Origin of the sequence: Clostridium rectalis (genome assembly GCF_900626095.1) — a bacterium.
Lineage (GTDB): Bacteria > Bacillota > Clostridia > Clostridiales > Clostridiaceae > Clostridium_AS > Clostridium_AS rectalis.
In genome coordinates this window covers 64,467-89,749 of record NZ_UYZZ01000003.1, presented here as the reverse complement: position 1 = coordinate 89,749, position 25,283 = coordinate 64,467, and the positions used below count along the sequence as shown (strand labels likewise).

The 25,283-nt window shown below is 26.6% G+C and carries 31 protein-coding genes and 2 riboswitches; of the genes, 21 read left to right on the top strand and 10 right to left on the bottom strand.

Annotation, left to right across the window (positions count from 1 at the left end; genetic code table 11):
• Positions 1 to 35: 35 nt before the first annotated feature.
• Complete coding sequence (locus EJL03_RS05755) at positions 36 to 767, bottom strand: hypothetical protein (RefSeq protein WP_125153016.1); 732 nt, start codon at positions 765 to 767, stop codon at positions 36 to 38.
• A gap of 208 nt (positions 768 to 975) precedes the next feature.
• Between EJL03_RS05755 and EJL03_RS05750 the strand changes: the two genes are divergently transcribed.
• Positions 976 to 1,257, top strand: a complete 282-nt coding sequence (locus EJL03_RS05750) for a hypothetical protein (protein ID WP_125153015.1) — start codon at positions 976 to 978, stop codon at positions 1,255 to 1,257.
• A gap of 46 nt (positions 1,258 to 1,303) precedes the next feature.
• Here EJL03_RS05750 and EJL03_RS05745 read toward each other — a convergent pair whose 3' ends face one another.
• A complete protein-coding gene (locus EJL03_RS05745) occupies positions 1,304 to 1,573 on the bottom strand; it encodes a DUF1294 domain-containing protein (RefSeq protein WP_125153014.1) in 270 nt (89 codons plus the stop codon).
• A 133-nt stretch (positions 1,574 to 1,706) separates the two neighbouring features.
• A riboswitch (cobalamin riboswitch) is annotated at positions 1,707 to 1,882 on the top strand.
• Positions 1,883 to 2,063: 181 nt separating this feature from the next.
• Between EJL03_RS05745 and EJL03_RS05740 the strand changes: the two genes are divergently transcribed.
• From EJL03_RS05740 to EJL03_RS05730, 3 genes are read left to right on the top strand one after another with little or no spacing between them, the layout of a single operon-like run.
• Positions 2,064 to 3,050, top strand: a complete 987-nt coding sequence (locus EJL03_RS05740) for an ABC transporter substrate-binding protein (RefSeq protein WP_125153013.1) — start codon at positions 2,064 to 2,066, stop codon at positions 3,048 to 3,050.
• 12 nt (positions 3,051 to 3,062) lie between these two features.
• Entirely contained in the window at positions 3,063 to 4,115 is a 1,053-nt protein-coding gene (locus EJL03_RS05735) for a FecCD family ABC transporter permease (RefSeq protein WP_125153012.1), read from the top strand.
• A gap of 1 nt (position 4,116) precedes the next feature.
• A complete protein-coding gene (locus EJL03_RS05730) occupies positions 4,117 to 4,881 on the top strand; it encodes an ABC transporter ATP-binding protein (protein WP_125153011.1) in 765 nt (254 codons plus the stop codon).
• A gap of 77 nt (positions 4,882 to 4,958) precedes the next feature.
• On the opposite strand, the gene EJL03_RS05725 is transcribed toward EJL03_RS05730, so the two are convergent.
• Genes EJL03_RS05725 through EJL03_RS05705 form a run of 5 tightly spaced genes read right to left on the bottom strand, consistent with a single transcriptional unit; the run spans position 4,959 to position 10,023 of the window.
• Positions 4,959 to 5,729 (bottom strand): ABC transporter ATP-binding protein, encoded by a 771-nt coding sequence (locus tag EJL03_RS05725; RefSeq protein WP_125153010.1) that lies wholly within the window; start codon positions 5,727 to 5,729, stop codon positions 4,959 to 4,961.
• The gene (locus EJL03_RS05720) at positions 5,713 to 6,654 is read right to left on the bottom strand and encodes an ABC transporter ATP-binding protein (protein ID WP_125153009.1); all 942 of its coding nucleotides are present in this window, start codon (positions 6,652 to 6,654) and stop codon (positions 5,713 to 5,715) included. Before EJL03_RS05720 ends, EJL03_RS05725 begins: the two co-directional genes overlap by 17 nt.
• Positions 6,655 to 6,668: 14 nt before the next feature.
• Positions 6,669 to 7,484, bottom strand: a complete 816-nt coding sequence (locus EJL03_RS05715; RefSeq protein WP_125153008.1) for an ABC transporter permease — start codon at positions 7,482 to 7,484, stop codon at positions 6,669 to 6,671.
• A 1-nt stretch (position 7,485) separates the two neighbouring features.
• Positions 7,486 to 8,436: an ABC transporter permease gene (locus EJL03_RS05710; protein ID WP_125153007.1), complete on the bottom strand. Its 951-nt coding sequence runs from the start codon at positions 8,434 to 8,436 to the stop codon at positions 7,486 to 7,488.
• Positions 8,437 to 10,023 carry an ABC transporter substrate-binding protein gene (locus EJL03_RS05705; protein WP_125153006.1) on the bottom strand — a complete coding sequence of 529 codons (1,587 nt, stop codon included), beginning with the start codon at positions 10,021 to 10,023 and terminating at the stop codon, positions 8,437 to 8,439.
• 126 nt (positions 10,024 to 10,149) lie between these two features.
• Positions 10,150 to 10,340, bottom strand: a riboswitch (cobalamin riboswitch).
• Positions 10,341 to 10,533: 193 nt separating this feature from the next.
• On the opposite strand from EJL03_RS05705, the gene EJL03_RS05700 reads away from it, so the two are divergent.
• A complete protein-coding gene (locus tag EJL03_RS05700) occupies positions 10,534 to 11,514 on the top strand; it encodes a diaminopimelate dehydrogenase (protein ID WP_125153005.1) in 981 nt (326 codons plus the stop codon).
• A 202-nt stretch (positions 11,515 to 11,716) separates the two neighbouring features.
• On the top strand, positions 11,717 to 12,544 hold the full coding sequence (locus tag EJL03_RS05695; protein WP_125153004.1) for an alpha/beta hydrolase: 828 nt from the start codon (positions 11,717 to 11,719) through the stop codon (positions 12,542 to 12,544).
• A gap of 33 nt (positions 12,545 to 12,577) precedes the next feature.
• Here the strand turns inward: EJL03_RS05695 and EJL03_RS05690 are convergent, their stop codons facing one another.
• Positions 12,578 to 12,808, bottom strand: coding sequence for a DUF1292 domain-containing protein (locus EJL03_RS05690; RefSeq protein WP_125153003.1), 231 nt, complete (start codon positions 12,806 to 12,808; stop codon positions 12,578 to 12,580).
• Positions 12,809 to 13,090: 282 nt separating this feature from the next.
• Here EJL03_RS05690 and EJL03_RS05685 point away from each other — a divergent pair, with 282 nt between their 5' ends.
• From EJL03_RS05685 to EJL03_RS05630, 12 genes are all read left to right on the top strand, one after another.
• Entirely contained in the window at positions 13,091 to 13,612 is a 522-nt protein-coding gene (locus EJL03_RS05685) for a sigma-70 family RNA polymerase sigma factor (RefSeq protein WP_243108670.1), read from the top strand.
• A complete protein-coding gene (locus EJL03_RS05680; RefSeq protein ID WP_164509008.1) occupies positions 13,587 to 14,450 on the top strand; it encodes a hypothetical protein in 864 nt (287 codons plus the stop codon). Before EJL03_RS05685 ends, EJL03_RS05680 begins: the two co-directional genes overlap by 26 nt.
• Positions 14,451 to 14,560: 110 nt before the next feature.
• Entirely contained in the window at positions 14,561 to 15,073 is a 513-nt protein-coding gene (locus EJL03_RS05675) for a hypothetical protein (protein ID WP_125153001.1), read from the top strand.
• A gap of 149 nt (positions 15,074 to 15,222) precedes the next feature.
• Positions 15,223 to 15,588, top strand: coding sequence for a GntR family transcriptional regulator (locus tag EJL03_RS05670; RefSeq protein ID WP_125153000.1), 366 nt, complete (start codon positions 15,223 to 15,225; stop codon positions 15,586 to 15,588).
• Between the two features lie 4 nt (positions 15,589 to 15,592).
• Positions 15,593 to 16,165 carry a hypothetical protein gene (locus EJL03_RS05665; RefSeq protein ID WP_125152999.1) on the top strand — a complete coding sequence of 191 codons (573 nt, stop codon included), beginning with the start codon at positions 15,593 to 15,595 and terminating at the stop codon, positions 16,163 to 16,165.
• A 25-nt stretch (positions 16,166 to 16,190) separates the two neighbouring features.
• Positions 16,191 to 16,394, top strand: coding sequence for a hypothetical protein (locus tag EJL03_RS05660; RefSeq protein WP_125152998.1), 204 nt, complete (start codon positions 16,191 to 16,193; stop codon positions 16,392 to 16,394).
• A 54-nt stretch (positions 16,395 to 16,448) separates the two neighbouring features.
• Positions 16,449 to 16,763 (top strand): hypothetical protein, encoded by a 315-nt coding sequence (locus EJL03_RS05655; protein WP_125152997.1) that lies wholly within the window; start codon positions 16,449 to 16,451, stop codon positions 16,761 to 16,763.
• Positions 16,764 to 16,792: 29 nt separating this feature from the next.
• Positions 16,793 to 17,680 (top strand): ATP-binding cassette domain-containing protein, encoded by an 888-nt coding sequence (locus tag EJL03_RS05650; protein WP_125152996.1) that lies wholly within the window; start codon positions 16,793 to 16,795, stop codon positions 17,678 to 17,680.
• Between the two features lie 8 nt (positions 17,681 to 17,688).
• Entirely contained in the window at positions 17,689 to 18,387 is a 699-nt protein-coding gene (locus EJL03_RS05645; RefSeq protein ID WP_125152995.1) for a hypothetical protein, read from the top strand.
• Between the two features lie 8 nt (positions 18,388 to 18,395).
• Positions 18,396 to 19,112 (top strand): hypothetical protein, encoded by a 717-nt coding sequence (locus EJL03_RS05640; protein ID WP_125152994.1) that lies wholly within the window; start codon positions 18,396 to 18,398, stop codon positions 19,110 to 19,112.
• Between the two features lie 50 nt (positions 19,113 to 19,162).
• Positions 19,163 to 19,852 carry a hypothetical protein gene (locus tag EJL03_RS05635; protein WP_125152993.1) on the top strand — a complete coding sequence of 230 codons (690 nt, stop codon included), beginning with the start codon at positions 19,163 to 19,165 and terminating at the stop codon, positions 19,850 to 19,852.
• Positions 19,853 to 20,093: 241 nt separating this feature from the next.
• Positions 20,094 to 20,561: a metallophosphoesterase family protein gene (locus tag EJL03_RS05630; protein ID WP_125152992.1), complete on the top strand. Its 468-nt coding sequence runs from the start codon at positions 20,094 to 20,096 to the stop codon at positions 20,559 to 20,561.
• 45 nt (positions 20,562 to 20,606) lie between these two features.
• Here EJL03_RS05630 and EJL03_RS05625 read toward each other — a convergent pair whose 3' ends face one another.
• Positions 20,607 to 21,476 (bottom strand): cation diffusion facilitator family transporter, encoded by an 870-nt coding sequence (locus tag EJL03_RS05625; protein WP_125152991.1) that lies wholly within the window; start codon positions 21,474 to 21,476, stop codon positions 20,607 to 20,609.
• Positions 21,477 to 21,735: 259 nt separating this feature from the next.
• Between EJL03_RS05625 and EJL03_RS05620 the strand changes: the two genes are divergently transcribed.
• The 3 genes from EJL03_RS05620 (at position 21,736) to EJL03_RS05615 (ending at position 23,616) form a co-directional block, all read left to right on the top strand.
• The gene (locus tag EJL03_RS05620) at positions 21,736 to 22,071 is read left to right on the top strand and encodes an ATP-binding cassette domain-containing protein (RefSeq protein ID WP_125152990.1); all 336 of its coding nucleotides are present in this window, start codon (positions 21,736 to 21,738) and stop codon (positions 22,069 to 22,071) included.
• A 122-nt stretch (positions 22,072 to 22,193) separates the two neighbouring features.
• On the top strand, positions 22,194 to 22,334 hold the full coding sequence (locus EJL03_RS15990; RefSeq protein WP_164509007.1) for a hypothetical protein: 141 nt from the start codon (positions 22,194 to 22,196) through the stop codon (positions 22,332 to 22,334).
• Between the two features lie 205 nt (positions 22,335 to 22,539).
• A complete protein-coding gene (locus EJL03_RS05615) occupies positions 22,540 to 23,616 on the top strand; it encodes a M24 family metallopeptidase (protein ID WP_125152989.1) in 1,077 nt (358 codons plus the stop codon).
• Positions 23,617 to 23,687: 71 nt separating this feature from the next.
• Here EJL03_RS05615 and EJL03_RS05610 read toward each other — a convergent pair whose 3' ends face one another.
• Positions 23,688 to 25,046, bottom strand: a complete 1,359-nt coding sequence (locus EJL03_RS05610; protein ID WP_125152988.1) for a YjiH family protein — start codon at positions 25,044 to 25,046, stop codon at positions 23,688 to 23,690.
• Positions 25,047 to 25,283 lie beyond the last annotated feature (237 nt).

Genomic DNA, 25,283 nt, shown 5'->3' with positions numbered 1-25,283 from the left:
AAAGCGGTCATTGGCCGCTTTTAAATACACATAAATTACATAAGCACTGTAAGGCGAGTTACTAGAGGAATAAATTTATCTTTATCTAATCTTAAGATTGTTTCCACATTTCCTAAAGTGTCCCCATTAAATAGACCTATAATTCGCTGAGAAGCTATTAAGTCAAATATTTCTGATCCAGTTATGCTAAAAGGCGATAAAAGTCCAAGGGATAAAACATCGCCTTTAATAGGTTCTTTTAAAGTCCCATTAGGCTCATAAATAGCAGATAGATATTCTTTATCTCTAATAGCCGTTAGGTCTATAATACCCTTTAAAGCTTTATTTTCAGAGGTAACTCTTACTTTATAATTGTTTTCATATATAGCATTAAAAATACTTTCATTATTAAATATATCGTAGTCAAAAAAGGTTAAGGGCATATCGTTCTTAAAGGAATAAACATAGTTATAATAATATCCTCCACTTCCTCCAGAGTTTATAGAAAGAAGTACTTGAGGGGTTTTATCTTCAGAAAATCTTGCTATAAACATATTAGGATTATATCCTGAATTTTCTTTTGGAACTACTTTTAGATTTACATTAGTTATTTTATTTTCTACAGTAAGAGTTATGTCTTCAATAAAACTATTTTCCCCATAAGGTTTTTTGCCTGTAAGTATTAAAGTTTCTTTTAATCCGTCACCGTTTACATCTGCGTATTTAATTTGCAAAACATATATTTTATGGTTATTTGGTGGTATTTTTTCCGGAAATCTAAAATACATAAAAATATCTCCTCTTATTCATATTCACAATAATATTATATAAAAAGGCTATATGATGTGATACTAAAAAGTTTTATAGTGAATAATTTCAAATAAATAATTATTATTTTTAGAAAAGAGTATAAATGTATTGAAAATTTAGTAAATTAAATATATAATTATAATAGGATATTTCATGATTTCACAGTTTATAAAGGAGAGGTAAAGTATGAGAGACATAGAAGTTGTAAATGGAATAATAGAAAACATAAAGCGTGGAAGAGCTAATTTAAAACTATTAGATGATAAAATAATACAAAATAGTGGATTAGATACAGAGGGGAAAGGTGATTATCTAAAGGTGTGTGAATTTGGAGATGATGATACATTTAAGGCTGTATATAGAAAAGATGATAAATATTATTATGTAGAAAGACAATATTGTGCCGATGGAAATCAAATGGGTTCTTGTGATATGCAATATGATAAGTTGTATGAGGTAATATTATAAGGTTTTAATAAAACATACGTAATTATAAGGTTACGTATGTTTTATTTTAAAGAATATGTTTATTTAAATAATTTAATAATATTATTTGTAATATAAAAATAATTGGTATACCCAATTTAAATTTAAGATGTTTAGTCTTGTGTCTAAAAATATACATTCCTAAAAGCATTCCAAAACTTCCTAAAAATAAAGCTACTGAAAATAAGCTTTTTTCAGATATCCTATATTCATGTTTTATAGCTTTTTTCTTATCAATATACATTATTAATATTCCTAAAAGATTTATTGATATTAGATAGTATAATAATAATTTCATAATAAACTCCTTCTAATATAGGTAGAATTGTTAAATTTAATTATAAAGCTTAATTTATATTATAAAAGAATTATAAAAAAGAGTAAATATATTGACAATACTATCTTATAATTTTATAATACAAAAGTAAATAATTAAATATTTTTCTACAGGTGCATAGCTTGCTTAATATGGAAACAGGTGAAATTCCTGTACGGTACCGCCGCTGTAATGGGGAAATTTTATAAAATATGCCACTTCTAGTAAGAGGGAAGGTTTATAAAATTGAAGAACCAGAGTCAGAAGACTTGCCTGGAGACAAGCACTAATAACTCTACGGTTTATAGGGGGGTGTATTAAGGTTATTTTGAAAAACCATAATATTTTATATAAACTTCTCAGTTATTGCTGGGAAGTTTTTGTTTTAAAGGTAGTTTACATAAAAAAATTTACCGTAAAATTTAGTGTTATACATAAAATATAATAAAAGATAATATTCGGAGGAAAACAGATGAAAAAAAACTTAAATTGTAAGAAAATAATAAGTGTTATTTGTATGATATTAATGTTAGGTTCCCTATTAACAGCTTGTTCAAAAAACAAGAAAAATAATGGTGAAGATACTTCAAAGCATGAGAGCTTTGAACTTAAAACATATAATAAAACTGTAAAATATAAAAAAGTTCCTGAAAGGGTAGTAAGTTTTAATGCACATACTACGGAAAATCTTTTTGCTTTGGGTTTAGAGGATAAGATTATAGGTACATCCTATAATAATGCTGAAATACTTCCTCAATATAAAGAAAAATTTAAGAAAATACCTATAATAGCAGAAAAATATCCTTCAATGGAGGCACTGCTTGGGGTAAATCCTGATTTTGTATATGGTAGAAATTCTGCATTTGTAGAAAAGGGTGTAGGAACAGTTAAAGATTTTATTGATAATGACATAATGGTATATGTTTCAAAGGCTACATATACTGAAGGGGCTACTATAGAAGATACATATGAGGATTTTTATAATTTGGGTAAAATTTTTAATGTAGAAGAAAAAGCAGAGAAAATAGTAAAGGAAATGAAAAATCAAATTGAAAGTGTACAAAATAAAATATCTAAAATAGATAAAAAACTTAGAGTATTTGTGTATGATAGTGGTGATGATCAGGCCTTTACAGCAGGGAATAGTCTTGAGAGCAATATTATTGAACTTGCAGGTGGGGAAAATATATTTGGTGGTTTAAAGAAAACATGGGAAAGAGTTAATTGGGAAGCTGTTGTAGAAGAAAACCCTCAATGTATAGTTATAAATGATTATGAAAATATATCAGCGGAAAATAAAATAAAGTTTTTAAGAAGTAATAAAGCATTAAAGGATGTAGATGCTATAAAAAATAATAAATTTGTCGTTCTTCCTTTACCAAGTGTATTTACAGGAATTAGAAATGGAGATGCAGTAGAAAATTTAGCAAAGGGATTTTATCCTGTTTTGTTTAATTAGGTTGGTGAAATAATGAAAAAAATCTTTAAAGAAAAAACAGCTTTATTTTCTATAGTTTTATTTATAATTATGATTATATCAATGATTGTAGCTGTTGGAATAGGGCCTGTTTCTATTGATTTTATAGATGTATGGAAAGTTATATTATATAAACTAGGATTTAAAATAGCAGGTATAGCACATTTAGAAAATAATATAGAACGTATAGTTTGGTATTTAAGATTACCAAGAGTTATCTTAAGTGCAATAGTAGGTAGCGGTTTAGCTATAGCAGGAGTAAGCATACAGTCCTTTACTAAGAATCCGCTATCAGATCCTTACATTCTTGGTATATCATCAGGAGCATCTACAGGAGCTGTGGCTGCGGTTCTTACAGGAGTTTTTAATATTTTTGGGATTTTTGCTATGCCAATGGGCGCATTTATTGGGTCTTTAGTAGCTATAACATTTGTATATACTTTATCGAGAACTAAAGAGGGAATACTACCTATTAGACTTATACTTACAGGTCTTGCTGTGTCTTCAATATTTTCTGCATTTACCAATTATCTTATATATAGTTCAAATAATGAAAGTGGTATTAGAAATGCGGTGTTTTGGATGATGGGAGGACTTTCAGGAAGTAAATGGATATATATTCCCGTACCTTTAGTAGTACTTATAATTTCAATAATAGTTTTATTTAGTTTAAGTAATGGGCTAAATACTATGTTAATTGGTGAACAAACAGCTATAGTGCTAGGAATAAATATAAAATTTATAAGAAGTATAGTGGTTTTGCTCTGTGCACTACTTACAGGAACTTTAGTTGCCATTAGTGGATCTATAGGATTTGTAGGTCTAATAGTTCCACATATTACAAGAAATTTTGTTGGTTCCGATCATAGAAAGGTTATTCCTATTTCTTCACTTTTAGGGGCACTTTTAATAATTTGGGCAGATGTTGTAGCAAGAGTTATAGTATCTCCTGAAGAATTACCTATAGGTATAGTAACTGCTCTTACAGGAGGACCATTTTTTATATGGCTACTTAAATGTAATAGATATTCTTTTGGGAGTGAATAAAATGTATTTTAAAGTAGAAAATCTTAGCTATGAAATAGAAAACAAGAACATATGTCATAAAATAGAACTAAATATAAATAAGGGAGAGTTTATAGGTATAATAGGACCAAATGGAAGTGGTAAATCTACACTTTTAAAAAATATATATAAGGTTTTAATACCTAATGAAGGAAGTATTTATTTAAATAATAAAGATTTAGTTAAAAGTTCAAATAGAGAGTCTGCAGAAGAAATGGCTGTGGTAGCACAAGAAAATAATATAGGGTTTGATTTTACTGTTAAAGATATAGTTTTAATGGGGAGATATCCAAGGAAGAAACTTTTCCAAAGAAGTGATTCATTAGACGTTGATATTATAAGAAAATCTTTGGGGAAAGTTGGTATGGAAAATATGATAAACAAAAGTTTTCCCTCATTGTCAGGTGGAGAAAAACAAAGAGTATTAATAGCTAGAGCATTAGCTCAGGAAACAGAATTTTTAATACTAGATGAGCCAACAAATCATTTAGATATTGGGTGTCAAATAAAAATACTTAAATTCCTTAAAAACCTCAAAAAAACCATATTAATATCAATACATGACCTTAATATGGCAGCAGAATATTGTGATAGGATATATGCAATAAAAGAGGGGAAAATAGTTGCTAGTGGAACTCCAAAAGAAGTATTAAGTGTAGAACTTATTAAGAAATTATATGAGGTAGAGTCTGAATTATCAGAGGATCCTATAACAAAAAAAATCAAAATTAATTATATATTATCTTAATTTATTATATGAATAAAAGTATATAGGATAAAAAAATGGGTAGCTTATTTTATATAATTACCCATTTTTTTTAATAATTATTTTGCCAAAATTTTAAAGGCTTCTATTAATTTTTTTGTGTAATCATTTGTAGCGTTATTATAAATTTTAGAAACTTTTCCTTTTTCAATTATATTACCTTTATGCATAACAGCTACTTCATCACAAAAGTTATTAACTAGATCTAAATCATGTGAAATAAATAAGTAAGTTACACTTAATTCTTTTTTTATTTTATTTAAAAGTTCAATAATTTGTGCTTGAACGGATACATCTAACATAGAAGTTGCTTCATCTAAAACTATAAATTTAGGTTTCAAAATAAGTGCTCTTGCTAGCGCAATTCTTTGTATTTGACCACCACTTAGCTGGTGAGGATATCTACTTAAAAGTTCCTCTTTTAACCCAACGTATGTTAGGTATTTTTTAATTTCTAAAAGTGCATCATTTTTATTCATTAATTTGTGTATTAAAATAGGTTCAAAGAGACTAAACAATATAGTTTTGCTAGGATTTAAAGATGTATCAGGATGTTGAAATATTATTTGCATATCTTTTCTTAAGGCTATCATGTCCTTTTGAGAGTATTTTGTTATATCAATATTATTAAAATATATCATACCTTTATCCAAAGAAATAAGTTTAAGTATTGCTCTACCAAGAGTGGATTTACCACAACCACTTTCACCTATAAGGCCAAGGGTAACTCCCTGCTTTATATGTATAGAAACATCATCTAAAGCTAAAAAATTGGTTCCCTTTAAGTTATTTTTTTTATAGATTTTAGTTAAGTTATTTACTTTTATCAAATAAAAAACACCTCACCTTAGAACCATCCTTTGTTTTATAAAAATCAGGTTTTTTTAATGAACAAATATCCATTTTATTAGGGCACCTGGTATAGAATTTACATCCTTTAGGTGGATTAATAAGGCTAGGGGCAAATCCATACATAGGTTTTAATCCTTTATGGGGTTGGGATAATATAAGTCCTTTTGTGTAAGGATGCTTAGAATTTTCTAGAACTTCAGATGTTTTCCCAATTTCAATTATATCAGAAGCATACATAACGGCTATAGTATTACATAAGTTTTTAGAGAGGATTAAGTCATGAGTAATTAAAAGCATACCACAATCAGTGTTACTAGTTATTTTATGTAAAGTTTCATATACTTGCTGACGTACTATAGCATCAAGTCCTTTTGTAGGTTCATCTGCAATAATCCAATTAGGATTATTAAAGATTCCTATAGAGGCTAATACTCTTTGTTTCATACCACCACTAAGCTCGAAAGGATAAGAGTTTTTAATTTTACCAGGAGGTGAAAGAAGAAATCTTTGTAGTAAATTAAGTACTTTTGATTCTTTAATTTCTTTAGAAATCTTTACTCCTTCACCTATCTGATTTCCGACTTTCATTATTGGATTTAAAGCAGTACCAGGATTTTGTGGGATAAACGCAATGTCTTTCCCACGGAAGTTTCTTATTAATTTTTTATTTAATGATAATAGGTTAATATTTTTATAAAAAATTTCGCCCGAAACGCATGCATTACTAGGTAATAAATTTAATATTGAAAGTCCTAGTACAGATTTCCCGCTACCTGTTTCACCTATAAGTCCTAAAACTTTTCCCATTTCTAATTTTAAGGAAATATCATCCACTGTTTGTACAGTTCCTTCATTAGTTAAAAATGATACATTTAAGTTTTTTATCTTTATATCTAATGTCATTCAAATTACCTCATTTATATGTATTTACTAAAATTATTTGTACCCTTGTCAAAATAATCACGTGCAAAATCCCCTAGAATATTAATACTTAAGCTTAAAAGCATAATAACAACTCCGGGAGCTATTAGTAAAATTGGATTGCTAAGATAATATGTTCTCGCATCGTTTATCATTATTCCCCAATCAGGGGTAGGAGGTTGTAATCCCAATCCTAAAAAGCTAAGACTTGCTATAGATAATATAACTTTACCTATTTTTACAGTAAATATAACTATAAAGGGACCTATTATATTGGGGATTATATGATGCAATATTATATAAAAGTCTAATGCACCGATAGATTTAGCACCTTCAATATAATCTTCTACACGTATGCTTAAAACTTCACTACGTACTATTCTAGAAAAACCTGCCCAAGATGTAATAACCACAGATAAAATTATGCTTTTTATACTGGGGCCCATTATACCTATTATGGCAACCATAAAACTCATTGATGGGATAGATTGTAATATATTTACTATCACTTGTATAAAGGAGTCTAATTTTCCACCATAGTATCCTGATATTATCCCAACTATAAAACCTAAAATCATAGTTACTATAGAAGCTATAATAGATAAAAGGATAGAACTTCTACCACCGTAAAGTAGTCTACTAAAAACATCTCTACCTAAAGAATCAGTACCTAATAAGTGGTCCATACAAGCAGGGGCTAGAGTATTTGCCATGTTTACTTTTATAGGATCATAAGGAGAGATTAGTGGAGCAAATATAGTAAATAATAGAATTATAATTAAAGTTATAATAGCAAATCTATATATTCTCATATTAAGACCCACCCCCTAGTCTTATTTTAGGGTTTAAAATAAGATAAGATAAGTCAATAAGTAAATTAAACACTATATAAACAGTACCTGTAAATAATACATATCCTTGTATTACAGGATAATCTCTATTAAATATTCCCTCAATTACAAATCTACCCATGCCTGGAATAGAAAAGATACTTTCAATTATTGCAGTTCCACCTAATATACTAGCAAAGTAGTTGCCGATAAGTGTTACTATGGGTAAAAGGGAATTTAAAAGTGCATGTTTAAAAATTGTAATTTTATATGGAAGTCCTTTTGACTTAGCAGTTAAAATATAGTTTTTATTCAGTTCTTTTAAAATATTAGCTCTTGTGAGTCTCATTATTATTCCTATAGTTCCTGAGGCTAATATAAAGGAGGGCATTATAAGGCTCTTAAAGCCTTCCAAACCACTAGTGGGCAAGATTCTAAGCTTTTCTGAAAAAATAGTTATAAGTATAAATGCAAACCAAAATCCTGGAATAGAGATAAAAATTAAAGATATAATTCTACCTATATTATCAATAAAACTATTGCACTTTATTGCCATTATTACTCCTAGTGGTATTCCAATTAATATTGCTAAAATTACTGCAAATAAAGCTATGGAAAAAGATATTGGAATTCTTGTAATTAACTCATCAAATACTGGTTTGCCAGATATATAAGATTCTCCTAAGTTACAGGACAAAGCTTTTTTTACCCATCTTCCATATTGTATATAAAGGGGAGCGTTTAGTCCCATTTCTTCCCTAAGATTTAGTAATTCTTCTTCTGTGGGTTGGTTTATACCATCCATAGATAGTATTTGAAGCGCCGGATCTCCCGGCGCTAATACCCCTAAGGTGAAAGAAATAATTGAAGTCCCTATAAGTATAGGAATAGAATGGAGTATTTTTTTTAGTATATATTTTAAAGAATACTCCATTTATTTACTCCACTTAAGTTTTGGAAGAGTAGTTCCATATATAAGAGCATCGTGACCAGTAACTTTCTTATTATATACTACTAAATTTACTTCATTAAAAAGTGGAATAGTAGGAAGTTCTATAGATGATATATTTTGAAGTTTATTATATATATCTTTTCTTTTTTTCATATCCATAGTTTTAGTAGCTGTAGATAACAACTCATCAACATGAAAATTACTATATCCTAGGTTATATTCTTTATTTGTATCACCTGTACTTTTCATATGCGTTTCAAGTATTGTATATGGTTCCATGTTTGGTAGACCACGTCTATCCATAAATAAATGGAAGTCGCCTTTTTTAGCGATTTCTCTAGATGCAGCTAGTTCACAGTTAATTATAGATACATTTAAACCTAGAGGTTTTAAAGCTGACTGTATGTACTCTGCCTCTTCTTTATAAGGGTAAGCCTTTACTAAATGAGCAGGGACTATAAGATTAATATTTATTGTATTACCCTTTAGTACTTCTGAAGATAATTTTTTTGCCTTTTCTAAGTTATGTTCTGCTTTTATATTATTATAGAAAGGAGAAGTATAATTTAGAATGTTTTGTGTTGGTTTACCAAAATCATTATAGAATTTGTTAACTATTAAATCTCTATCTAAAGCAAGGCTTATTGCTTGTTTCATTTTTACATTGTTAAATGGAGCTTTATTTCCGTTAGCATAAAGATAGTGAGAAATAGTGGATTTTTCGTAAGAACTTTGGAATTTATCATCTTTTAAAAGTTCTTTAGCTAAATTAGGAGGGATTGCTCCTAAATCTAAGACTCCCATAATTTCTCCGGATTTTAAAGCTGAAAATCTTGTTTGGGCGTCTGGTATAGTCTTAATTTTAATTTTTTTGGATTTGGCTTTTTCACCCCAATATGTTTCATTTGACTCTAAGATGCAATAAGAATCTTTTTTATATTCACTAAGCTTAAAAGGGCCAGTGGCATTAGGTATATCTACTATAAAATTCCCATCTGTACCAAAGTCCTTTGGATGGAATATTGGACTACCAAAGTTAACCATATTATATGGCAATGTAGGAAGTGGGTTTTTAAAAGTTAATGTTACAGTGTAGTCATCAATTTTAACACAGTCAACTAGACCTTTATATATTTTATCTACCTTAAAAGTATAAAAGTTAGATTTACCATTCTTAAGTTTTTTATATCTATTAAAATTAGCAACCACTATATCAGCATTAAATTTTTCACCTTTGTGAAAAGTAACGCCTTGCTGTAGTTTAAAAGTCCATTGTTTACCATCTTTAGACATTTCCCAAGATGTTGCTAACTTAGGAGAAGGTTGTCCATTCTTATCCATAGTAATTAGTGGTTCCCAAACATAGGAAATAACATTAGTAAAATGTATATTCTCTTTTCCAGAAGTTATATCCCTAGGAGAAGCAAGTATTATTTCTTTATTATTATCAGTTTTCTCAGTTCTATTTTTAGTATTACTTCCACAACCTGATAAACTGACGGATAATACCATTACAAGAATTAATAATTTATTTAATATAGTTTTTTTATTAAAAAATATTTTATGCATAATCAATCCTCCATTTTTTATTTGTAAAATAAAAAAATCTTCTCATATAGGAGAAGACAGAAATAAATTAATAAATATTAATATTTATTAATAATATAAGAAACACCTCCTCATCCGCGTGAGCAAATATGTAATAAAAATATGGCAGGTCTCCTGACTTAAGATCATTGTAAACCATTACCTTCCCATTATTAAAATAACATAACAGTGGTATATTAATGATTTACTCCCATTTACAGTGGCGGGACCGTATTGGAATTTCACCAATTTCCCTATTAAGCAATAAACGTTATTGCACCATAAAATTTAAAATATTAAATTATTCAGCTAATTATAGCATAATTATTATATTAGTTACAAACTTTTTATAAAATAACAGTTAATAAAGTTGAAAAAAGTAATAAAATCTAGAAAAATAGCAGGGTTTTTCTAAGAATATAAAAAAGAGTTGTTAATACCTATCAATATCTGATAATATAATTTGTATAAATTATATTAGGGGTGAAGTATATGAATAAGAGAATAAAAATAGGAATTGTAGGATATGGTAACTTGGGTAAAGGTGTAGAAAAAGCCATAAATAAAAATTCAGATATGGAACTAGAGGCTATTTTTACAAGGAGAGATGTAAAAGAGGTTGATGAAAATAATTCTAAATTAGTACATATATCAAAAATAGAATTATATAAGGGAATAATTGATGTTATGATTTTGTGCGGAGGTTCTGCCACGGATTTAGTAGAACAGGGCCCCATAATGGCATCTCAATTTAATACTGTAGATAGTTTTGATACTCATGCTAAAATACCACACTACTTTGAGAAAATTAATAATATATCTAAAAAAACTGGCAATTTAAGTCTTATATCTACAGGATGGGATCCAGGATTGTTTTCATTAAACCGTATTTTAGGGGAAGCTATTTTACCAGATGGAGTGGATTATACATTTTGGGGAAAAGGTGTAAGCCAGGGGCATTCTGATGCAGTAAGAAGAATAGAAGGGGTTAAAAAAGCTGTTCAGTATACAGTTCCACTGAAATCAGCTCTTGATAAAGTTAGAACGGGAGAGAATCCTAAGCTAAGCACAAGAGAAAAACATGAAAGAGTTTGCTATGTTGTAGCAGAAGAAGGGTCCAATCTAAAGGAAATAGAGTCTACAATAAAGAATATGCCAAATTATTTTATAGATTATAATACAAAAGTATATTTTATAGATGAGAATGAATTTAAAAAGGAGCATTCTAGTATGCCTCATGGTGGTTTTGTAATTAGAACAGGGAATACTGGAGATGGAAATAAACAAAGAATGGAATTTAGTCTTACATTGGATAGTAATCCTGAATTTACATCTAGCGTTTTAGTAGCTTATGCTAGGGCTGTAAATAGATTAGCACAAGAGGGAAAAAAAGGTGCAGTTACAGTTTTTGATATTCCTTTTGCTTACTTGTCATTTAAATCTCCTGAGCAATTAAGAAAAGAGTTATTATAAAGTATAATGGTGAGTATAAAAAACACTCACCATTAATTTTTTACCATTATAATGTTAAAATATGAACAGTTTATGAAAGAACCATATAATTTATAAGTTTAATTTCATTTCCAAAGTAAAAATAAATTATTAGATAATTTATTAAATTAAAACAGGATTTTTTTTTAGTCTGTAGAATGAATAATTAAGAGAGGTGATTTTTATGAGCATGCATTTAGAAAATAAAATCAAATCTTTTGATGGTATAGAGATGTTTTATACAAAGGATATCCCAGATAAGGTAAAGGGTATAGTGGTAATAGTCCATGGATTGTGTGAACATTTAGGAAGATATGATTATTTTACAAAAAAACTAAATGAGGTAGGGTATGGTGTTTACAGATTTGATAATAGAGGACATGGTAAATCTGAGGGCGAAAGAGGATATGTTGATAGTTTTGAGGACTTTTTTGAGGATGCAAATAGGATAGTGGATATGGCAAAGGAGGAAAATGAAAGTTTACCAATATTTATGTTTGGTCATAGTATGGGTGGTTTTATAACTACTGGGTATGGAATTAAATATCCCACAAAATTACGTGGACAAATATTGTCTGGTGCAGCAGTCATGGAGATGCCTATTTTTGATGATATAAAAAAAGACAGTTACTTTGAAAAGTTCCCAATGGAAAAGGTACCCAATAGTTTAAGTAAATTATTATGTAGAGATGAAGATATAGTGAAACAGTATGATGAGGATCCTTTAGTATTAGAAGAAACTACTGTGAAATTACTGGGAGAAGCATTTATAAAGGGAGCTAGTTTTATAAATAAGAATGTAAGTGAGTATAATTATCCTAGCTTGATAATACATGGAGAAGAAGATAAGATTGTCATTCCAGAGGCCTCAAAATGGTTGTTTTCAAATATAAAGTCTACAGATAAAACATTAAAAATATATCATAGATGTTATCACGAAATTTTAAATGAAAAGGAAGAAAGAGATGACATTATAAATGATATAATAAGATGGATAGATAATAGAATATAATAAAAAAGGACGGTCATGCACCGTCCTTTTTTATTATATGACTTTGGAAAGAGATTTAATTTTTGAAAGTTCTTGTTCGTCCTCCACTAGTTCTAAGGCTTCATTTCCATGACTATAATTAAATTTATATACGTCTATATGAGACTTATCATTTTCTGGTGACATTAAAATATATTCATTTTTATTTAATTCCAGGTATTCTTTTACAGTGAATTTTACTAATTCACCATTTTCATTTCTAAAAGAATAGACTTTTCCTTGCATATATAAACACTCCCTTTTATAAAATTAATCTATCTTAGCTTTACCAATTTCTAATATTAATATTACAATTTTAAATTAAAGGTAAATTTATTATATTTTATAGAAAATAATTGAAGCGTAATGTATATAAGAATCGTTTAATATATGTATAGGAAATGAATTAGAAGTTAAGGGGAAATTAGTGTAAACTTGTATTATTAGAAGGAGGAGATTTAAAAAAGATAATTATAAAAAGTTAAGTATTATAATGATGTACAAAACGGTCTAGGATGGGTTGGCTTGATGGACAATATGGATAAGGAAATTGAAAGACTTATAGATCAATATGGTAATGATGTTCTTAAAATTGCGTATCTATATTTAAAGGATAAAAATAAGGCAGAGGATATTTTTCAAGAAGTATTTATAAAGATATATAAAAATATACATAAGGTAGATAATTTAGAGAATGAAAAGAGTTGGGTTATTAGTATTACTGTAAATGCTTGTAAAGATATTCTTAAAAGTTCTTGGGTTAAAAAAATTATATTTTGGGAAGAAAAGGAAGAAACAAATTTGATTTCTCAAGAAGTTATTGAGGATGAAGTTATAAATAAAATGAGAAGAAAAGAGATTTTAAAAAATATAATGGATTTGCCAAATAAATATAAAGAACCAATATTACTATACTATTATGAAGAATTTTCTACAGTAGAGATATCTAATATTTTACAGATACCAGAAGGAACGGTAAGAAGCAGATTATATAGAGGAAGACAGATGCTTAAAAATGTTATGGATGGGAAGATTCAATTTGATGGATAAGGAGATAAAAGAAATTATAGATAAAGGGTTACAGCATATATATCTAACAGAGGATTTAAAGAATAAAACTTTGGAGAAATGTAAGGCTATCAACAAAGTTCCAAAGAAATTTTTGATTTGTAAGAAATATTTTGTAGGATCAGTGGTACTATGTGGCATTATAGCAATGTTTACGTTTGGATACTTCTTTTATTATTATAATTTTTATGGGGATAAAAATAATTACGCAATTAAAGAAAAAAAGGAAGCAAAATTAGTAAAGCCCATTGGAGAAATTACATACAATGAATTTAAAAATAATCAGAAAACTAAAAAAGATAGTAAGCAGGTAAATAGTGATATTATACAAAAAACAACTGAACTGTCTAAAGGGGATGAAAATAAAATACATGATGGTAAAAACAAAAAATATAGTTTAAAGAAACCTAAAGAAAATAATATTTGTTTAAACAAACCTGATACTAAAAAAGATAAGAAAATATCAAATCCAGAAAATAAATTAATAAACTCTTTAAAAGTAGATGAGAAAAACAAAAAAATTGAAAAAGATCGGAAGGGTAAATTAAAGTTACCATCATATTTACCAATGGGATATAGTTTAGAGTATATAAATGTTAATAAAAAAGAAAAGGAAGAATTAGTACAGATAAAGTATAAAAATGGGGAGTATTATTTTAATATAGAAAAGATAAATAAGGAAACATGGGAAAGTATAAAGACTAAGGCTAGCTTTTTAAAAGAATATAAAATAAATAAGAATATAGATGGGGATTACTATGTACTAAATGGCAATATTTCAGAAGAGGTTTTAAAAAAAATATTAGATTCCATAAAATAATAAAAGAGTTGTATTAGAATTAAGTTTTAATACAGCTCTTTTATCATTAGCATTTATAAAAATAATTACATATTTTATAAGTATAAGTATATATGGGAGTTGTAGAATTTATGAATAAAGATAGTGAAAAAAGCTTCTTAAAAGAAATATATTCTTTAAGCAACAAATCTATAAGTAAAAGATATAAGTATTTGGGGGAAGGTATTAGTAGAAAAGTCTATGCTTTAAATGATAAATATGTAATAAAGGTGGCAAAAGGAGCAGAAGGTCATTATCAAAATATGGTAGAAAACTATGTATATAACCATGTGGATAGGAAACTTAAAAAATATCTTTGCCCTATAATATATTTTAAACCAAGATTTATTATTATGAGAAGGGCAGAACCTATTGCGGATAGTCTTAATAAACATAAGGTGAAAATTGAAAAATTAAGAAAAGAGAAAAATGCTATAGAGGATATTGAAAATCTTACAAATAAGTTTTTACTGTTAAGAGAAGATATATATAGTATAACTTCATGGGGGAAAATACAGGATGAATATGTATTAATAGACTATGGTTGTACTAGTTACACTGGAGATTTTATATATGATATAATTTTTGATTTATTAAAGGAGTAATAGATATTATAAATAAACATCTAGAAAATATTTTTATTTCTAGATGTTTATTTTATTGACAAAACAATAGAAACCATATATAGTTAGTTATATAAGTAATTAACCATTTAACTAAAGATGCAATATTAATATAGGAGGTGAGATATTTTGTGAAGCTTATACTTGATGATAGTAAACCAATATACATACAAATAGCAGAGGGAATAGAAGATGATATATTAAATGATATAGTAAAAGAAGGGGAGCAGGTTATGTCTACAACTCAATTTTCTCAAGTTTATGGAATAAATCCAGCTACATCCAGAAAGGGACTAAATATATTAGTTAAAGAGGGGATTCTTTATAAAAAACGAGGGATGGGTATGTTTGTAAAGGATAGTGCCAAAGATTATATAAAGGAAAAAAGAAGGAAAAATTTTTTTAATGAGTATATATTAGAAACTTTAAAAGAGGGGGAGAAAATTGGGATTTCTAAGAAGGATATTATAGACATGATTATAGGTTATAGGGGGTGATAACATGGAAAGAATTTTTAAAGCGATGCTAAAAATCAAAGGAAAGAGTTATATAATTTTTTTAATAATATTAGGAGCTTTAATGCTATCTTTTAATTTTATTGGAAGGGTGGCAGCAATAATTATTATTTTAATAGAAGCAAATAAAAGCATAATAAAATTCTTTATTTCAACAGGGTGCAGTAGAAAAAAATATTATATTAGTCGATTATTATATTGTATTTTATGTAGTTTTATAATACTTGTAATTGCATTAATATTAAATGTGAAATTTAACTATATTAATTGTAAAATAATAAGCGATAATTTCAATATAATAGTATTTATATTTTTATTTCTATCTACTCTAGCTGTTATTACCTCTGCAATGCTTATAGACATATTATCTGTAAGCCAATATGAGGCACTAAATATATTTTTTATACTAGTTTATTCTATTTACTTTATTTTTTCCGATAGTTTCATTATATTAAAAACTGGAACTGATATTTTACAAGGCATATATATTACTTTAACAATTACTTTAGTTAATATAGTTCTTAGTTATAAAGTATTACCTACTGTAGAAATAAATTAATATAGCATATAAAGGGTGTGAGGGTATGAGAGGTTTTTACTTTAAAATGTTAAGAATTAATATAAAAAATATAAGTTATTATATTTTAATAATATTAGCATCCTTAATATTTTCAATTAAAAATAGGCAATACTTAATTAATTTTGCACTTTTGATTATTGTATGGGTAGAGAGTAATAATAAGCTATTTAAATTATCTATAAGTTTTGGATCTAGTAGAAAAAAATAGTATATAAATAAAATTATATACTGTTTTATAGCTAGCTTCATTATTACTCTATTATTGGCAGGAACAATTATAAAATTTAAAATAAATATTAGTGGATTTACTATAATAGATAAAATTTCATATATTATACTGCTGTATATATTAATTTATGCGTTAACTAGTGCAGGAATGTTTATTGAAATTTATTCTTTAAGCGAGTATCCAATACTGGCGGGAGTATTAAGAGCTGTACTTATATTTTATGGAATATATAAAGAAGAGGGTATAATTAAGTTTGCTGTTATATCAGATATGTTTATAGGATTATTAATTTTAATTGTATTTAATTTATTAGGAAGTTATTTTATTTTGAAAAAAGTAGAGATTTAATAGTTTTATTAAAGTTAGGGGGAAAGAATATGTCAAAAGCAATAGAGATAAAAAAATTAAGCAAAACCTTTCAAAGCAATTGGATAAAGGCCTTAGATGAATTTTCTGTTGATATTGAAGAAAATAAGATATATGGACTAGTTGGGAGAAATGGAGCAGGAAAGACTACCTTATTAAAAACTATAGCTTGTCATTATATTAAAAGCTCTGGAGAAATTAAAGTATTTGGGGAAAACCCCTTTGAAAATGAAAAAATATTACCAAAGATTTGTTTAGTATCTAGTGGGGAAAATTTTTTGCCTACTATGAGTGCAGGAGATTTATTTGATATCACTAAAACATTTCAGGAAAACTGGGATGAGGATTTTAAAAATAGATTGGTTACTGAATTTAATATTAGAACTAAATGTTCTTATTCAGATTTATCTAAGGGTATGAAGGCAATGGTAAATGTAATAATAGGACTTGCCAGTAGGGCGCCAATAACTATTTATGATGAAACATATTTAGGATTAGATCCTGTAGCAAGAGAAGAGTTTTATAAAATATTATTAGAAGATTATGAAAAAAACCCCAGATGTATTATATTTTCTACTCACTATTTAGATGAGGTAAGTAAACTTTTCGAAAATTTAATAATAATGGATAAGGGCAAATTAGTTCTTTGTGAAGAAGTAGATATATTAAAAGAAAAAGCTTTTTATGTATCTGGAGAAAAGGAAAAATTAAAGGAAGTATGTAAGGATTTAAACTTAATAAATAGTGAGGAAGTAGGAGGATATTTAAATTTAGCTGTTTTTGAAAAGATTAGCTATGGAAAGAAAAAGGAACTGGAAAATATGGGTTTTAAAGTTGAGAATATGCCCCTTCAAAAGCTATTTGTCAATATGGTATCCTCTAAAAATATTCTAAAGTAGGTGAAACTATGGAGCAGATAAATAAATATACTTTAATTAGAACCATAAAAATACTTATGTTTAATATACAATATATTATAAAATTAGTTATGCTATTCTTTGTTTCCTTTTTATTAGTTATTTACATTCAGGATACTAAGGGAGATTTTTCCGGGTTTTTAGCTGGAATTGGACTGATTATATTTATTCCATTATATATACCAGATAGTGGATTTATTAAAGGGTTTAAGGTGGCAATAAGTATGGGAGATACAAGGAAAAATTTTTATAAAAACTATATGGTGTTAATAATTTTTATAAGCATTATCTTTAGCGTAATTACTTGTTTGCAAGTTATGGCATTAATTAGCCATAAGGAGTTTAACTATTCTGGTTTTTCTATAAGTAAAAATATAAATGGATATACTATGCTATTAATTTTAAATTTTATTTATATGTTTTTTATAGACTCTTTTATAAAGCTTATAAATATAAGTACGATTACTATTAAGTTTTTACAAAAATACGGGGAAAAATTTTTGAGTATTATGGTATTTATATTAATTTTTTCACGCACCTCTGTGGTAGAAAATATTGCAAAGAAAATATTTTTGCCAGTGATAAATTTTATATCTATTAATCCTATACAAAAGATTTTAGTATTGGTTTTAGTGAGCATTCTATTTTCCTTTATTAATTATAAATTATTACTTAAAGCTGAGATTTAGGAGGGGATATGAATTTATTTAAAGATAAAAATTTGAAGTTTAATATATTAAAGGAAATTAATGATATAGGTTTTCCTTTTACTTTAATAATGTTTTCAGTTTTATATTGGTGGTTTGGTACAATATTTATTTATAATTTTTATGATGGAATTAGTGATTTTCAAAGGAATGTAGTTAGTTTTTTGTTAGTGTATTTTTGTGTAAATAAATTTTTTTATGATTATGAAAAGATATCTAAAGAGTTAAAAATATTTTTAACTTTAGGTTATACAAGAAAAAAAATTTATATGAAAATAGTAATTAAAAGTAATATAAAAACTATAATTTTTTCTTTAATAATTTCTGTAATAAATTTAATAAAGTATGAAAGTTTTGGATATTTTTCTGTGTTGATAAATAGAAATTTATATGGATTTATTTGTTCAATGGCTATCAATTGTATATATATAATTTTTATAACTAGTTTTATACATTGTTTAATCATAAAGATTATGGTGAGTAAAAATAGGAGGGGGAAAATTAGTAGAAAGATTCTTAATAGATTTAAAAGTTTAAATTTTACTTTAAATATTATTATTTTATTAATTTTTATAAGCGTTAATACAAGACATAAGACTGTTATATTAAATTTTTTAGGTGGTTTCAATAGTTTTATTATAGCTGTTATTTTAAGTATGATTTTGATTTATCTTAACTTAAAGAATATAAAAAAAGTAGAAGTTTGATTTATATAAGGTTACTAAAATAAGTAAATATAAAATAAGGGGGAGTTTTTTTGTGTAAGAAAGTTTGGAATAAATATATAAAAGGATTTAAATTTTTATTACCATTTATTTTATTACAAGTTCTAATTGAAGTTAAAATGCTAGATTTTAAACATGATATCTATGATGTATTAGAAGTAACAGAAAATATATGGGGAAATTTTTCGGTTATTATAGAGTTTTTAAAAACTGATTCTATAAATATGCTACTATATTTATTTGTTGGATCATTATTTTATTCAATTTTAATGTTAGGGATAAAAGAGCTAGTGGATAAAAACTATATAAATTATGGTATAACTTTTAAAGAAAGTTTAAGATATTATTTAAGATATTTAGCATTAAATATAATTATTTATGCTATTTCTATAGGAATACTGCTTATAGGATCTTGCGTTATATTTATACCTATTGTATTTATTGCATTATTATATGTTACTGTTATATTAACACCTTGTAAGGCATACTTAATTTATTATGATAAAAGTCCTATGGAGGCGCTTAAAAAGGGAATAGTAATTGGGAAAAAATATTTTGTACAAATATTAGCTGTAGGCAGTTTAATAGGTTTAATAACAGAACTAAATATTGGAATTAAAAGTACTTTTATAGGATTGATTTTTATATATTTTATAGCAGTGTGTGTTGAAATGTACTTATATATGTTTAGTGTAAGTATTTGTAAAGAAGAAAAAATATAAAATAATATATTTTAAATAGATAGTAAGAGTATAATTTTTACTATCTATTTTTTAAACATATATTATTTTATCCCCAGTAAAGTTTTTTATTAATAGTTTATTATTGTATAATGGAACTGTGCATTTAGTATAGACAATAATAAAATTTTAATATATATAATATAAAACTTTATATTATATAATTTTTATTTAGGTTAAATCTTTTACTATAAGTTTTATTATATTTAAATTGGAGGGAAATATGAAGAATAAAAAAATAGGGATTATTTCAGATACCCATGGACTTTTGAGAAAGGAATTTATAAAAGAATTAAAGGGGGTGAATCTAATAATTCATGCGGGTGACATGGGTAATGAAGATATATTAAATGAATTAAATAAAATAAGTAAAGTAATAAGTGTGAGAGGAAACTGTGATAAAGGTAATTTAAAAAAGATATTACCCTTTTCAGAAATGATTGAGTTTCAAGGAAAGTGTATATATATTATACATGATATTAATACTTTAGATATTGATTTAAAAGTGGCTGGTGTTGATATAGTTGTAGTTGGACATTCTCATATAGCTTGCAAAATGGAAAAAGATAATGTATTATTTATAAACCCTGGGGGTGCAGGACCTAAGAGGTTTAATTTACCAATAAGCATAGCGATTTTGTATTTTGAATCTAATGAGTTAAAAATTAAGTTTAAATACATAAAAGACTAACTTAAATCATTTTAATTTAAGCTAGTCTTATTAATTTATATATAATTATTTAAGATAATAAGGCTCAACATGAACCATACAATGTTTTATATTATTAATATCTCTTTCTAAAGTATCATGCACTTTAGTGGCTATTTCATGACTTTTTTCAACGCTTAATTTACTATCAATAGAAATTTCTATGTCTACATATATTTTGCTACCGAAATTTCTAGTTTTTAAATTGTGAATTTCTTCAACCCCACTGATTGTTAAAGTTTTTTCTTTAATTTTTTCAATTATTTCTTTATCAGCAGAACTATCTACCAATTCTTTTATGGACTTTAGGTAGAATTCTATCCCTACTTTTATTATAAATAAGCTAACTAGGATACTAGTTATAGGATCTAATATTTTAAGTCCTATACGTGCTCCCAAAATACCTGCAAATGTTCCTATAGATGAAAATGCATCAGATCTATGATGCCATGCATCTGCTTCCATAGAAACACTTTTGATTCTTTTAGCTGTTTTTATAGTGTATCTATACATTAATTCTTTTGTTATTATAGATATTATTGCGGCTATTAAAGCAATTTTACCTGGGGTAGTGAAATTTCCTTTATATAAAACTTTAAAACCCTCATAAGCTATAAAAATACCTGTTAAAAATAATAAAGCACTTATTATTTTTGCACAAATAGGTTCAAACTTTTCATGCCCATAAGGATGACATTCATCTTCTTTCTTGCTAGATACTTTTAATCCTATAATTACCATAACTGTTGTTATTACATCTGATAATGTATGAATACCATCGGCTATCATAGCACTACTTTTACCAAATATTCCTGCAATAACTTTAAAAATACATAGGAGCAGGTTTAGTAATATGGTTATTAAAGATACTTTTTTTCCTAGTTTATATTCATTCATAAGAAAACCTCTTTTCAATTGATAAAAATTATATTAACATTATACTCTAAAACCTTTGAAATGTGAATACTAAACAGGAAATAAGTTCTGAGTATTATTATCAATTGATAATAAAAACCTATATCTAAAAAATAAGTTATTTATTATTTTAAAAGGTATTTTCACTAAGAATGTTGAAAATGATACAATACTTTATAAAAATGAGTATCATTTGAATTAAAAAAGAAATGAACATTTAAAGAATAAATATTTAAAACTTATGAAGTTAGAGGAGTTTTCAGAATTTTGTCATTATGAATTATCAGGTGGTATGGCTTATAGAGTTGAAATTGGAAGGACATTATCTTATGAACCCAATATGATGTTTATGGACGAACCTTTTGCAGCATTACATCATTTTACTATATTGTATTTACAACAGGACATAATCAACTTATATAAAAAAGCCCTAAAAGCAATAATTTTTATAACCCATAATATAGAAGAGGCACTTTTATTGGGACATAGAATTATAATTTTAGATATAGGTATAGTAAAAAAGGAATATACCATACAAGAAAAATATCCTAGAGATTTAAAAATTTTATGTATTTAAAAGATGATATATTAAGTACTCTTTCCATGTGTGAAAATTAAAAAGTGTATAAATTTAGGGGGATTTAAATAAAATTAAAAAGAATAGTTTTATCAATTTTAGTAGTGACAATAGCTCAAAATATGTTAATTGGATGTGGTATAACTTCTAAGGAAGTTGGATTAAGTAAAGAAGAAACAAAGGAAATGTATAATTGGTATAATTTCCACAATACAATAAATCAAAAGGAGATAGTTGAACTTAAAAAAACTCAAGATTTTTGATCAATAGTGGACCGCAAAAAAATAAAATAAATATAGAGAATTTAATTGTAAATTAAAGAATGATAGGAGAGAAGACTTAATATTTAAAATTTCTCTTTTAATTATTTAAGTAGTTATTTTGTTTATATTTAAAAAAAGTGTTACACTATTTAATAAGCCATGTTATAAATTTTGCAATAAAACTAGTTAGAGAGGGGAATATTTAGTGAAAAATTTCAGATTAAATAAAACATTGGAAACAATGAAAGAGAATAATATAAACCAAATTATAATTTCAGATCCAGCATCTATATTTTATTTAACTGGACAATGGATATATCCAGGAGAAAGGATGCTTGTTTTATATCTAAATACAAATGGACAGCATAAATTATTTATTAATGAATTATTTCCTACAAGTGAAAATTTAGATTTAGAACAAATAAGATTTAAGGATACCGATGATGCAGTAGAGATTTTATGTAAACATATAGATAAAAAAGGAATTATAGGTATAGATAAAAACTGGCCTGCTAAATTTTTATTAAAACTTATAGAATTAAATAAAGAAAGCGAATATGTAAATGCTTCTGTAATTATAGATAGAATTAGAATGTGTAAAGATTATGAAGAAAAAAATTTAATGAGAGAGGCTTCTAGGATAAATGATATGGCTATGGAAGAAATAATTAAAATTATTCCAAAAAAATATTCAGAGAAAAAATTAGGAGAAAAACTTTTAAATATATATGAATCTTTAGGAGCAGAAGGATATTCTTTTGATCCGATTTTAGCTTACGGGAAAAACACTTCAGATCCTCATCATGAAATAGATAATACAATTTTAAAGGAGGGAGAAGGTATAATTATAGATATTGGATGTAGATTTAATTCCTATTGCTCTGATATGACCAGAACTGTTTTTTATAAAAGTGTTTCTGATAATGCAAAAAAAATTTATAATATAGTATTAGAGGCCAATAAAAGGGCTATTAATAGTGTAAAACCTGGTGTTAGATTTTGTGATATAGATAAAGTTGCTAGAGAATATATAGAGTCCTTTGGATATGGTAAATATTTCACTCATAGAACAGGACATTCCATTGGAATAGATGTACATGATTTAGGGGATGTTTCATCTACAAATATCGATATTCTAAAGCCGGGAATGATATTTTCTGTTGAACCAGGAATATACTTACCAAATGAAGTAGGAGTAAGAATAGAAGACTTAGTGTTAGTAACTGATAATGGATGTGAGATATTAAATTCTTATAACAAGGAATTAACCGTAATAAAATAAGAATTAATGTTAATTAAGTTAATTTATTGCTAAATTGAAATATAAAAAATGGGACTTTTAGTCCCATTTTTTTAAAATATTATATGTGCAATTAAAGTAATAATAGGTAATGTTATTAAGGTACGCTGAATAAATATTATTACTAAGTCTTTTATTGAAACAGGTATTTTCGATCCTAATAAAAGCCCACCAACTTCTGACATATATATAAGCTGAGTAACAGAAAGACAAGCTATTATAAATCTGGTCATTTCACTATTTATTGTAGCAGCTATAACTGATGGAATAAACATATCCGCAAAACCTATTATAATTGTTTGAGAAGCTTTAGATGCCTCAGGAATTTGTAATAAATTTAATAAAGGAATAAAAGGCATACCTAGCCATCTAAATATAGGAGTATAATTAGCTAATATAAGTGCTAGTGTACCCATAGACATAACTACAGGAGCAACTCCTAACCACATATCTAATATATTTTTAATTCCACCATTTAAAAATCCAGAAATTCCCTGATTAGAAGATGCCTTTTCTACAGCTTTTTCTACCCCCCATTTTAAAGAATTATAACCTTTTGGAATAACCTCTGAATATTCCACTTCTATATTATTGTAACGTGTATCAGGTTTTCTTGAAAGTGGTGGAATACGAGGGATTATTATAGCAGCAATGATTCCAGATAAGGTTACAGTTAAATAAAAAGGTACAAACATATGGGTAAGGTTTACCTGGGCAATAACTATTAAGCTAAAAGTGATTGAAACCGCAGAAAAAGTTGTACCTATAACCGCTGCTTCTCTTTTGGTATAATAACCATTTTCATATTGTTTGCTAGTAAGAAGTACACCTATTGTACCATCTCCAAGCCAAGATGCTATGCAATCTACTGAAGAACGACCAGGTAGATTGAAGATAGGTCTCATTACTTTAGTTAATAATATCCCGAAAAATTCTAACAAACCAAAATCTAAAAGTAACGGCAAAAACATTCCTGCAAATAAAAATACAGAAAATAATATTGGAAGTAAGCTATTTAATAATAGTCCACCTGTGTCTTCTGACCAGATCCATATAGGACCAATTTCAAAAAATGTACAAATTGCAAAAATGAAACCTAGTGCTCTACACATAAACCACATTAAAGGTACATTAAATAAGTTGTTTAAATAATTATTTTTAAGTATAAATTTAGGTTTTAAAAGTTTAGTCAAAGCACTAATTATAAAAGTTGTAGAAATTAAAACAGTCATAATACCTGGAAGACTATTGCCAAGTAAATTTTGAACTGATTTAGAAAGAATTGCAATAGGTATAGTAACTTCACCTTTATATATAATAGGAATCATAAAAATTATAACTCCTATAAAGGACGGAAACAAAAATTGCAATAAAGTTTTAAAAGAATAATTATATTTCATTTTATTTTCCATATTAGTAGCTCCTTTTTATAAATATTCATATAGCATGTACATTATAATGTATAAATATGAGTTTATCAAGATAATTAATTCAAAAAAATAAAATTAAATATACAGATTTATGCATGTATTTAATACATTAAAAAGATAAACTAATTATTAATATGCAAGAAATATGAAATTAACTTATAAAAATTCATGATAAATTATACAACAGCTTTATATATCTGTATCCATACACTTTTTAAA